10 protein-coding genes are annotated in these 11,665 nt (G+C 62.5%); 7 read left to right on the top strand and 3 right to left on the bottom strand.

Annotated elements, in window-relative coordinates:
• Window positions 1–460: 460 nt before the first annotated feature.
• On the top strand, window positions 461–1,057 hold the full coding sequence (locus OKB81_RS16340) for an acetate uptake transporter (protein ID WP_039039055.1): 597 nt from the start codon (window positions 461–463) through the stop codon (window positions 1,055–1,057).
• Window positions 1,058–1,135: 78 nt separating this feature from the next.
• Here OKB81_RS16340 and OKB81_RS16335 read toward each other — a convergent pair whose 3' ends face one another.
• Window positions 1,136–1,945: a zinc-dependent peptidase gene (locus tag OKB81_RS16335; protein ID WP_270805319.1), complete on the bottom strand. Its 810-nt coding sequence runs from the start codon at window positions 1,943–1,945 to the stop codon at window positions 1,136–1,138.
• A gap of 60 nt (window positions 1,946–2,005) precedes the next feature.
• The gene (locus tag OKB81_RS16330) at window positions 2,006–2,377 is read right to left on the bottom strand and encodes a GNAT family N-acetyltransferase (protein WP_442865838.1); all 372 of its coding nucleotides are present in this window, start codon (window positions 2,375–2,377) and stop codon (window positions 2,006–2,008) included.
• A gap of 328 nt (window positions 2,378–2,705) precedes the next feature.
• On the opposite strand from OKB81_RS16330, the gene OKB81_RS16325 reads away from it, so the two are divergent.
• Window positions 2,706–4,205, top strand: coding sequence for an alanine/glycine:cation symporter family protein (locus OKB81_RS16325; RefSeq protein ID WP_043156472.1), 1,500 nt, complete (start codon window positions 2,706–2,708; stop codon window positions 4,203–4,205).
• A gap of 67 nt (window positions 4,206–4,272) precedes the next feature.
• On the opposite strand, the gene OKB81_RS16320 is transcribed toward OKB81_RS16325, so the two are convergent.
• A complete protein-coding gene (locus OKB81_RS16320) occupies window positions 4,273–5,079 on the bottom strand; it encodes a crotonase/enoyl-CoA hydratase family protein (RefSeq protein WP_043156474.1) in 807 nt (268 codons plus the stop codon).
• A gap of 157 nt (window positions 5,080–5,236) precedes the next feature.
• Here OKB81_RS16320 and OKB81_RS16315 point away from each other — a divergent pair, with 157 nt between their 5' ends.
• From OKB81_RS16315 to OKB81_RS16295, 5 genes are all read left to right on the top strand, one after another.
• Window positions 5,237–7,024: a putative nucleotidyltransferase substrate binding domain-containing protein gene (locus OKB81_RS16315; protein WP_270805318.1), complete on the top strand. Its 1,788-nt coding sequence runs from the start codon at window positions 5,237–5,239 to the stop codon at window positions 7,022–7,024.
• Window positions 7,025–7,026: 2 nt separating this feature from the next.
• The gene (locus OKB81_RS16310; RefSeq protein WP_160838300.1) at window positions 7,027–7,653 is read left to right on the top strand and encodes a 3'-5' exonuclease; all 627 of its coding nucleotides are present in this window, start codon (window positions 7,027–7,029) and stop codon (window positions 7,651–7,653) included.
• Between the two features lie 107 nt (window positions 7,654–7,760).
• Entirely contained in the window at window positions 7,761–8,072 is a 312-nt protein-coding gene (locus OKB81_RS16305) for a DUF485 domain-containing protein (protein WP_039039049.1), read from the top strand.
• Window positions 8,069–9,724 carry a cation acetate symporter gene (locus OKB81_RS16300; protein WP_010674577.1) on the top strand — a complete coding sequence of 552 codons (1,656 nt, stop codon included), beginning with the start codon at window positions 8,069–8,071 and terminating at the stop codon, window positions 9,722–9,724. Before OKB81_RS16305 ends, OKB81_RS16300 begins: the two co-directional genes overlap by 4 nt.
• A 217-nt stretch (window positions 9,725–9,941) precedes the next feature.
• Window positions 9,942–11,534 carry an ABC-F family ATPase gene (locus tag OKB81_RS16295; protein ID WP_010674576.1) on the top strand — a complete coding sequence of 531 codons (1,593 nt, stop codon included), beginning with the start codon at window positions 9,942–9,944 and terminating at the stop codon, window positions 11,532–11,534.
• Window positions 11,535–11,665: the final 131 nt, after the last annotated feature.

The following is an 11,665-nucleotide window of genomic DNA, read 5'->3' as shown; positions in this document are numbered from 1 at the left end:
AGCGGGGCTGACGCCCCGGCGAAATTCCCCTCCCACCTACGTCGGAGGGAGTCCCCTTTCGCATTTAAGATGGGGAGCGCAACGGACACTGCGATGGCAAGCGATACGGGAGGTCCATGGGTCACAAACAGGAGGGAAACACTCTTGTCTGATGGCATATGAACTCATTTTTCAATCAAGCCGCCATAACGCGACCATCCGGGGCGCGTTTCCCTCACCAGTCCCAGTCACCATCGTCGTTGCCGACTTTCATGCCAAGGTGGCTTTTATACAAAATCGCAACGTTGAAAACGTTTTTCATTCACCGCTCGTCTACCTGAATGGCACGAATGGTTGGCCACTTAAACTTTCGTGTTCTTTTTTTACCATTTCTGTGTGTCCCCCCCTTGCCCGGGACCCCGAGCCTGCCTAAAATCGCGCGTCTTTTATCAACCCCACCTCTATTGTTGGAGAACACCACGTGAGCGAAAAATTGGCCAACCCTGCCCCTCTGGGTCTGATGGGTTTCGGTATGACCACCATTCTGCTGAACATCCATAACGCAGGTTTCTTCCCCATCAGCGCCATGATCCTGGCCATGGGTCTGTGCTATGGCGGTCTGGCCCAGATCATCGCCGGCATCATGGAGTACAAGCGTGGCAACACCTTCGGTGTCACCGCCTTCATCTCCTACGGCACCTTCTGGTGGAGCCTGGTGTTCCTGCTGGTGATGCCGACCATGGGTCTGGCCGAGGCCACCCCGCACGCCTACATGGGCTGGTACCTGCTGATGTGGGGCATGTTCACCCTGTTCATGCTGATCGGGACCGTCAACTTCCCCCGCGTGAAGCAGTTCGTGTTCGCCTCCCTGACCGTGCTGTTCTTCCTGCTGGCCGCCCGTGACTTCACCGGCAGCACCCTGATCGGCACCATCGCCGGTTTCGAAGGCATCATCTGCGGCGCCAGCGCCATCTACCTGGCCATGGCCACCGTGATCAACGAGCAGTTCGGTCGCACCGTGCTGCCCATCGGCGAGCAGAAGAAAGCCGCTCCCGTCGAGCTCAAAGCCGCTGCCTAAGCACCCGGCGACATCGCTGTCACGAAAAAGGCACCCTCGGGTGCCTTTTGTGTTTCTACCGCCCGGACACCGTGCCGGTCAGCCCTGCGCCCCGGGATCCCCAGCCAGCAATCGGGTGGCCGGGTAGCGGGCGGCGGGATCCTGGCCGTAGAAGCGGGCGAACTGGTCATAGACCGCGGGGTAGACGGCGCGCAGACGCAACGGATCGGTGAAGAAGCTCTCGCTGCACACCGCGAAGAATTCGGCGGGGTGCGAGGCGGCGTAGGGGTCTATCTCGGTCACCTCCTCTCTGGTCAACTGATCGTTCATCTCGTCAAACGCACCTAGCAGCGCCCGGGTCCATTGCTGGGGATCCATGCCCCGCGGCAGGGGCGGTGCACCGTCCGCATCCCCTCCCAGCATGTCGAGCTTGTGGGCAAGCTCATGGATCACCAGGTTGAATCCGTCCCAGTCCCCGTCCTGCTGCAATTCGCTCCAGGCCAGCACCAGTGGCCCCTGGGGCCAGGATTCACCGGCGTTCTCCTCTTCAAATTCGCTCACCAGCCCGAACTCGTCCTGCACCTCCTGACGACGGGTCACGGGCTCGGGGATGATGATCACCTCGTGGAACCCTCGATACCAATCGAACCCCAGGTGCAGGACGGGCAGCACCGCCTGCAGGGCCAGCACCCCCTGCTGGCGGGGCGTCAGTTCCACCCCGATCTGGGTGAGGGTCTTGCGCGAGAGAAAATGGCGCGCCAGCTCCATCAGCCTCTGCGCCTCTTCTTCTTCAAGCCCCTGCAAGATGGGCACCGCCGCCAGCGCCTCGCGCCACTCCTGCTCTTCTGGGAGACGAGGCTCCCGGGGAGATGCACCACCCAATACCTCTTTCAACCTGGACCAGAACACACGGACTCCTCTTGCCAATCAGACAGCTTTCACAAAACGTTTCGGACGCTCGCAATACCCTTACGCCAGATAAAATCGGTGCGCCCCTTCGCGCTTGAGGCTGCTGGAGAGCTCCAGCTGGCCACACCCCAGGGCTGCCGCCCGCTGCTCTGCCGCCGCCAGCAGCAGGGCCCCGATGCCCCCGCCCCTTGCACCCTCATCGACAACCAGCGCCGAGATCAGGCCCCAGGCTGGTGCAAGATGCATGGGTTGCAAGTGGTGCCACACCAGCCCCCCCACCGGGATCCCCTCGCACAGGGCCACCAGGACCTCCCGCGCCGGATCGCGCTGGGCCAGCCTGGCGCTGACCGCCCCATCAGGGTTGGGGTAGCCCAGCTGGGCAAACAACCCCGTCAATCCGGCCCCATCCACCTCCCCGGCGAGGCGAATGATGTATCTGTTTTCCCTTGTTGCCACTCCTGGCCTCCTATTTGCATTACCTCAATCAGCCCTCTGGGCATGGCAAAGCGGCAGATGATGGGTATGTACCGAATCTTGTCCAGTTCCATTCACCATTTGTTAATGTCAATTCACAAATCAACAAAGTCACAACACTTTTCACTAGGAAGGCCCTGAACAAACCGATATGTTAAATCCCGCGGACTAACCAGTCGAAAGTCCCGCACAATCCTGAGTGACCCCCTTGGTCACCATATATTTCAATGTTAGGGCAGCGAGGCACAGACCTCGCCAAGACAGCGCAACAAAGGAGTTGTTGTACATGAATGAGATCGTCAATGCCATCAATGGCGTGATTTGGAGCCCTGCGCTCATTTATCTGTGTCTGGGGGTAGGCCTCTACTTCTCCCTGCGCAGCCGTTTCCTGCAACTGCGTCACTTGAAAGGCATGATACGCCTGATGTTTCAGGGCAAGGGCAACGATGCCGGTGTCTCCTCCTTCCAGGCACTCTCCATGACCCTGGCCGGTCGCGTCGGTACCGGCAACATCGCCGGTGTGGCCACTGCCATCACCTTCGGCGGCCCGGGCGCCCTGTTCTGGATGTGGATGGTCGCCTTCCTCGGCGCCAGCTCCGCCTTCGTGGAGTCCACCCTGGGCCAGGTCTACAAGGAGAAGATCAACGGTGAATATCGCGGCGGTCCGGCCTTCTACATCGAGAAGGGCCTGGGCATGAAGTGGTATGCCTGGACCTTCGCCATCGCCACCATCTTCGCCTGCGGCGTGCTGCTGCCGGGCGTACAAGCCAACTCCATCGGCTCCAGCCTGCAGACCGCCTTTGACATCGATCCCAACGTCACCGCCGCCGGTCTGGCGCTGCTGCTCGGTTTCATCATCTTCGGCGGCGTCAAACGCATCGCCAATTTCGCCAGTACCGTGGTGCCCTTCATGGCGCTGGGTTACATCATCGTCGCCTGCGTCATCATCGCCCTGAACATCGGCCAACTGCCGGGCGTGATCCTGCTCATCTGGAAGAGTGCCTTCGGGATGGAAGCCGGCTTCGGCGCCATTCTGGGTCTGGCCATCATGTGGGGTGTCAAGCGCGGGGTCTACTCCAACGAAGCCGCCCAGGGGACAGGCCCCCACGCCTCCTCCGCCGCGGCGGTGAGCCACCCGGCCAAGCAGGGCCTGGTGCAGGCGTTCTCCGTCTACATCGACACCCTGTTCGTCTGCTCCGCCACCGGCTTCATGCTGCTCATCACCGGCCTGTACAACGTGCAGGGTCCGGACGGTGCAGCCCTCTACACCGGCATCGCAGGCATCGCGGCAGGCCCCGGCTATGTGCAGACCGCCATGGAGAGCATGATGCCAGGCTTTGGCAACTACTTCGTCGCCATCGCCCTGTTCTTCTTCGCCTTCACCACCATCGTGGCCTACTACTACATCGCCGAAACCAACATCGCTTTTGTCAACCGCAAGATTAACCGTCCCTGGCTCACCTTCCTGCTGAAGATTGCGCTGATGGCTGCCACCGTCTACGGCACCGTCAAGACCGCCGATCTGGCCTGGGGCCTGGGTGACATCGGGGTCGGCCTGATGGCCTGGCTCAACATCGGTGCCATCCTGATGCTGCAAAAGCCGGCTTTCGCCTGTCTGAAAGACTACGAGGCACAGCTGGCCAAGGGTCTGGATCCCGTGTTCCACCCGGAAAAGCTCGGCATCAAGAACGCGGACTACTGGATTGAAAACCGCGCCGAAGTAAACCTGATGCGCGAGCAAACCGGCCACCCCTTCGAGGCGGACCCGGATACCGTTGCCAAGTAATCAGACGGCACAATGCAAAATGGCAGCTTCGGCTGCCATTTTCATTTGTGTTGGATGGGTGAGGGGTTCAAAGCACGTTGCGGCGCGGTCCGAATGGCAGGCGCCAGCGAAACAGGCTGTTGAGGGTCGCCCGCCACTGGTTGGGGCGCCCCAGGATCTGCCTCTGCAACCGGGTCTCTTCCTTGAGCATGGCCTCGTCACTGCGAGCCCAGGCCTGGGTGTAGAGCTGCTTGATCCCCGCCAGCGCATCCGGCGACTTGGTGATCAGGGTCCGGGCAAAGGCCCGCGCCTCTTCCAGAGGATCCGCGCACACCCGGCTCACCAGGCCGAGGGACTTGGCTTCGCTGGCTTCCAGCTCGCGCCCGCTCATGGCAAGCTCCATGGCGGTATCCATCCCCATCAGGTTGCGCAGGGTGACGCTGCCGCTCATGTCGGGGATGATGCCCCACTTGATCTCCATCACCGAGAAGCGGCAATCCGGGGTGCTGAAGCGAAAATCGGCGCCGAGCGCTATCTGCAGGCCGCCGCCAAAACAGACCCCCTGGGTCACCGCAATCACGGGCACCGGCAGTTGATGCCAGCCATAGGCCACCCGCTGGGCCAGGTTGGTCGCCTCGTCCGCCTCGCGCTTGAGGATCTCCAGCGCCGCCACCGGCTGCCTCAGCATGGATTTCACATCCAGCCCGGCGCAGAACGCCCGCCCCTCCCCGTGCAGGATCACGGCCCGCAGCCCTTTTTGCCGGGATAGCGCGTTCAGCGTCTCGTCGATGGCGTCGAACATGGCCCGATCCAGTGCGTTGAGCTTGTCCCCCCGGCAGAGCATCACCTCGGCGATCCCCTCCTGAAACACCCATTTGACCCTTGGCTTTTCCATCTCCGTCTTCGTCCTTTGATTCAACTGGTCATACCACAACGTTACCAGAGTGTTATGGGCAGGTACAGGGAGGCCGTCCCAGGCCTGCGACTAAAGTCGGCTGGCCCGGTGGTGGAGCCTTTGTCAGACTGGCCCCATGGTCACGGTGGAGCCTCTCATGTCACTTCTGTTCAATTTTGCCCGTCCACCGTTCGACGGCCTGGACGAGGAGGCACGCCAGCGGCTCGGTCAGCACCTCAGCATCTGCTACTTTCGCGCGGGCCAGACGGTGCAGCACGCCGGGGAGGAGCCCGCCGGGCTCTACCTCATCATCAAGGGGGCCGTGGAAGAGTCTGCCCCCCATCAATCCTTTGGCGACTATGGCGAGGGGGACATGTTCGACGTCCGTGCCCAGTTTGACGGGCACTGCCGCCACCGTTTCGCCGCCCTGGAAGATACCCTCTGCCAGCTCATTCCCCGCCCCGTCTTTCTGGCCCTGTGCGACGAGCACCCCCATATCGCCCGCTACTTCACCGCCACCCTGGCGGAGCGCCAGCGGGAGCAGGAGCGCCGCAGCCAGCTCGGACAGCAGAACCTGGCAGAGTTCATCCTGACCCGCATCGCTCCCGACCATCTGCAGGCGCCGCTGATCGTGGAAAGCAGCCTCTCGCTCCTGGCCGCCACCGAGGCCATGGTGGCCAGGGGCACCGACTGCCTGCTCTATCCCGGAGCAGACGGCAGCCTGAGCCTGGCCACCCGCAAGACCCTGCTCCACGCCCTCACCCTCAAGGGATTGTCGCTCAGTGCGCCGCTGGCGGTGCTGACCCCCACCCCGCTGACGGGTCTGCCACTGGGGAGCTATCTGTTCGATGCCCTGCTGCTGATGACCAGCCACCGCATCAAGCGCCTGGTCATCTGGCAGGGGCAGGAGGTGGCAGGCATCCTGCATTTGACCCAGGTGCTCGGGCTCTTCTCCACCCACTCCCATGTGTTGACCCTGCGCATCGCCCGCGCCGACTCCCCGGCCGCCCTCGAGGCGGTCGCCCGGGAGCAGCAGCAGCTCATTCGCTCCCTGTTTGCCCAGGGGATCCACACCCTGTTCCTGATGAAGCTCATCGCCACCATCAACGAGCAGTTGATCGCCAAGGCCTTTTCCCTGGTGATCCCTGCGGCGCAGCAAGAGCAGGTGTGCCTGCTGATGCTGGGGTCGGAGGGGCGTGGCGAGCAGATCCAGAAAACCGATCAGGACAATGCCCTGATCCTGCCGGATGGCCTGCCGTGGCCCACCCAGTCGGCGGATCTGGCCGCCTTCAGCGCCCTGCTGGCGCGCCTGGGTTATCCCCCATGCCCGGGCAGGGTGATGGTCAACAACCCGGCCTGGGTGAAGCCGCTTGGCGGCTGGCTGCAAGGGATAGAGCAGGCCTGTGTGCGCGCCAGCGAAGCGGATCTGCTCTGGCTCGCCACCCTGGCCGATGCCCAGGCCATCACGGGAGATCGCGCCCGGCTCGCCCCCGTCGCCCGCCACCTGCGGGCCTGCCTCGCCGACCGGCCGGATCTGCTGGCGGAGATGGCAAGGGCCGCCGTCGCCTTTCACGCCCCCCTCACCCTCTTTGGCAGACTGGAGCAAGCCCCGGAGGGGCTGGATCTCAAGCGGGGCGGCCTCTTCCCCCTTGTCCACGGCGTCCGGGTGCTCTCCCTGGAGGCGGGGATCCTGGAGACCTCGACCACAGGACGCATCGAGGCCCTGGTGGGCCAGGGACGCCTCAGCCGGGACTATGGCACCAATCTGGCGGAGGCCTTCCGGCTGTTCATGCGGCTTCGGCTGCGCAGCCAGTTGCAGGAGGGAGACGGACGGGTGCGGGTGGCAGACCTCGGCCCCGCAGAGCGGGATCTGCTGCGCCATGCCCTGCACCAGGTGAAGAAGTTCCAGCAATGGCTCACCTTGCACTTTCGTCTTAGGCAATAGCGATGTGGATGCACTGGCGCCGCCGCTGGCTTGGCAGGACGTTTCGGGAGGGGGAGTTTGCCCCGCTCTTTGCCCGCCCTGCTGGCGACGAGTGGGTGGCGCTGGACTTCGAGACCACCAGCCTGGATCCGGCGCTGGCGGAGATCGTCTCCATCGGGGCGGTGCGCATCCGGGGCAACCGGATAGAGACGGGCGATGCCCTTGCCATCCGGGTCCAGGCTCCCGCCAGCCTGAGCGCCGGGTCCGTGGTGATCCACGGCCTGCGCCATCAGGATCTGCAACAGGGAATGGCACTGGAGCCCGCGCTGCGCGCGCTGCTGGAGTTCATCGGCCCCCATGAGCTGGTGGGGTATCACATCGCCTATGACCTGCGCATTCTCAACCTCGCCTGCCAACGGCTGTGGGGGCTCACCCTGCCCCAGCGCGGCATCGAGGTGAGCCGCCTCTATCACGATCACATCTATCGCCGCTATCCCGATGCCGCCATCGATCTGCACCTGGCCGCGATCTGTCGCCATCTGGCGCTGCCAGCCCTGCCCCCCCACGACGCCCTGAGCGATGCCGTCACCGCCGCCCTTGTCTTTGTACGCCTGCATCAGGGCGGCCCGCTGGCTTATCCCAAAGTCTAATTGTTCGGAAATAACATTTAATTCACATTTTGCTTACATGGACAGCCGTGCTGTCCGGTAGGGAACCCCTCATCCACCGCTGACATTCACTGTCATGGAGAACTGCAATGGAACAGCAACCGTATCTTCGGATCCAGCAAGATCCCAACTTCCAGGCACTGGTCGCCAAACGCCAGCGTTTTGCCTGGACCCTCTCCATCCTGATGCTGGGGCTCTACCTGGCGTTCATCCTGCTCATCGCCTTTGCACCGGGCTGGCTTGGCACCCCCTTGAGCGAAGGCTCCAGCATCACCCGTGGCATCCCGGTCGGGATTGGTCTCATCGTATCGGCCTTCGTGCTGACCGGTATCTACGTATTTCGTGCCAACGGCGAGTTCGACGAGCTGAACCAGAAGATCCTCAAGGGAGCGCAATCATGAAAGGCAAGTTTCTGCTGCCGCTGGCAGGTCTGATCTCCACCCCCTTGCTGGCGGCCGACGCCATCAGCGGCGAGGTGCAACGCCAACCCCTCAATATCTCGGCCATCGTGATGTTCGTGATCTTCGTGGCCGCGACCCTGTTCATCACCTACTGGGCCTCCAAGCGCAACCGCTCGGCCTCCGACTACTACGCCGCCGGCGGGCGCATCACCGGCTTCCAGAATGGTCTGGCCATCGCCGGTGACTACATGTCCGCCGCCTCCTTCCTCGGCATCTCCGCCCTGGTCTACACCTCGGGCTACGACGGTCTCATCTACTCCATCGGCTTCCTGGTGGGCTGGCCCATCATCCTGTTCCTGATCGCGGAGCGGCTGCGCAACCTCGGCAAGTACACCTTTGCCGACGTGGCCTCCTACCGCCTCAAGCAGACCTCGGTGCGCAGCCTCTCCGCCAGCGGCTCCCTGGTGGTGGTCGCCCTCTACCTCATCGCCCAGATGGTCGGTGCCGGCAAGCTCATCGAGCTGCTGTTCGGCCTCCAATACCACGTGGCCGTGGTGCTGGTCGGCATCCTGATGGTGCTCTACGTGCTGTTCGGCGGCATGCTGGCCACCACCTGGGTACAGATCATCAAGGCGGTGATGCTGCTCTCCGGTGCCTCCTTCATGGCCATCATGGTGATGAAGTCCGTCAACTTCGACGTCGGTACCCTGTTCAGCGAAGCGGTCAAGGTGCATGCCAATGGTGCGGCCATCATGAGCCCGGGCGGCCTGGTCGCCGACCCCATCTCCGCCATCTCCCTTGGGCTGGCCCTGATGTTCGGTACCGCAGGTCTGCCCCACATCCTGATGCGCTTCTTTACCGTGAGCGATGCCAAGGAAGCCCGTAAATCGGTGTTCTATGCCACCGGCTTCATCGGGTACTTCTACATCCTCACCTTCATCATCGGCTTTGGCGCCATCCTGCTGGTCAGCACCAACCCGGACTTCAAGGATGCCACCGGCGCCCTGCTGGGGGGCACCAACATGGCGGCGGTCCATCTGGCCGATGCGGTGGGCGGCAGCCTGTTCCTGGGCTTCATCTCCGCCGTGGCGTTTGCCACCATACTGGCGGTCGTGGCCGGGCTGACCCTGGCGGGGGCCTCCGCGGTCTCTCACGACCTCTATGCCTGCGTCATCAAGGAAGGCAAGGCCAACGAGGCCGACGAGCTGCGCGTCTCCAAGATGACCACCCTGGTACTGGGTGTGGTCGCCATCGGCCTTGGCATCCTGTTCGAGAAGCAGAACATCGCCTTCATGGTGGGCCTGGCGTTCTCCATCGCGGCGAGCTGCAACTTCCCGGTGCTCTTCCTCTCCATGTTCTGGTCCCGCCTGACCACCCGTGGCGCCGTCTATGGCGGCTGGCTCGGTCTCATCAGCGCCGTGACCCTGATGATCCTGGGCCCCACCGTCTGGGTGAAGGTGCTGGGTCATGCCCAGGCCATCTTCCCCTACGAATACCCGGCGCTCTTCTCCATGGGGCTGGCTTTCATCGGGATCTGGTTCTTCTCGGTCACCGACAAGTCCCAGGCAGCCTCCGACGAGCATGCGAAGTTCTTCCCGCAGTTCGTCAGATCCCAGACCGGGCTCGGTGCCTCCGGCGCCTCCGCCCACTAAGTGGCATCCCACGCATCCAAGCCGGCCCAGTGCCGGCTTTTTTCATGACCGCCCCTCGCCTCCCCTCTGCAAGAGAAGCCGGAGCCCGTTGCCGGCCTGGTCGTGAAACCTTCCCCCCCCCCCCCCCGCAATGGAGCCAGATCACAGTTCCTGCTAAAACTTTCGGGGGATCTGTGCCATAATGCGCGCCATTTGACAGACCAACCGGGACATTCCAGTGCTTTCAAGCAACAACATCACCATGCAGTTCGGCGCCAAGCCGCTGTTTGAGAACATCAGCGTCAAGTTTGGCGGCGGCAACCGCTACGGCCTCATCGGTGCCAACGGCTGTGGCAAGTCCACCTTCATGAAGATCCTCGGCGGCGATCTCGAACCCACCGGCGGCAATGTGAGCCTGGATGTCAACGAGCGCATCGGTAAGCTGCGCCAGGATCAGTTCGCCTACGAAGAGATGCGCGTACTGGACGTGGTCATGATGGGCCACACCGAGCTGTGGGCCGCCATCGCTGAACGCGATGCCATCTACGCCAACCTGGAGGCCACCGACGACGACTACATGAAGGCCGCCGAGCTGGAAGGCCTGGTCGCCGAATATGATGGCTACACCGCCGAATCCCGCGCAGGCGAGCTGCTGCTGGGTGCCGGTATTCCCATCGAGCAGCACAACGGCCCGATGAGCGAAGTGGCCCCGGGCTGGAAACTGCGGGTACTGCTGGCGCAGGCGCTCTTCTCCAACCCCGACATCCTGTTGCTGGACGAACCGACCAACAACCTGGACATCAACACCATTCGCTGGCTGGAGCAGGTGCTCAACGATCGTGAAAGCACCATGATCATCATCTCTCACGACCGTCACTTCCTGAACTCCGTCTGCACCCACATGGCGGATCTGGACTACGGCGAGCTGCGGGTCTACCCGGGCAACTACGACGAGTACATGCTGGCTGCCACCCAGGCCCGCGAGCGCCTGCTGGCCGACAACGCCAAGAAGAAGGCCCAGATCGCCGATCTGCAATCCTTCGTCTCCCGCTTCAGCGCCAACGCCTCCAAGTCCAGCCAAGCTACCTCCCGCCTCAAGCAGATCGACAAGATCAAGATTGAGGAAGTGAAGGTCTCCAGCCGTCAGAACCCCTTCATCCGCTTCGAGCAGGACAAGAAGCTCTACCGCAACATCCTGGAGATCGAGGGCGTCTCCAAGGGTTATGGCGACGGTCCCCTGTTCAAGGGGCTCAACATGATGCTGGAAGTGGGCGAGAAGGTCGCCATCCTGGGTACCAACGGGATCGGTAAGTCCACCCTGATCAAGACGCTGGTCGGTGCCCTGGCACCGGATACCGGCACCATCAAGTGGTCCGAGAACGCCCAGATCGGCTACTACGCCCAGGATCACGCCGAAGATTTCGACACCGATCTCAATGTGTTCGACTGGATGGCACAGTGGAAGCAGGAAAACGAAGACGAACAGGCGGTGCGCTCCGTGCTGGGTCGTCTGCTCTTCTCCCAGGACGACATCAAGAAGCCGGTCAAGGTGCTCTCCGGTGGTGAACAGGGCCGCATGCTGTTCGGCAAGCTGATGATGCAGCGCCCCAACATCCTCATCATGGACGAACCGACCAACCACCTGGACATGGAATCCATCGAATCCTTGAACCTGGCGCTGGAGATGTACAAGGGCACCCTGATCTTCGTCTCCCACGACCGCGAGTTCGTCTCCTCCCTGGCGACCCGCATCCTGGAACTGACCGAAGACGGCATCCGCGACTTCGGCGGCACCTACGAGGATTACCTGCGCACCCAGGGTGTGGTGTAATCCTCCGCTTTCAAGCAAAGCGATCAGAACCGGCGCCTCGTGCGCCGGTTTTTTATACCAATCAGATTAAAGATGTGATCTAATTGCTCTATTCTGGTTTCACTGTACTCAGTATGTCCGATCCAATCGAT

It is taken from the genome of Aeromonas sp. QDB56, assembly GCF_027705505.1.
In the GTDB taxonomy this organism is placed as follows: Bacteria; Pseudomonadota; Gammaproteobacteria; order Enterobacterales; family Aeromonadaceae; genus Aeromonas; species Aeromonas caviae.
The sequence above is the reverse complement of the archived record's forward strand: the minus strand, read 5'-3'. Positions and strand labels throughout refer to the sequence as shown.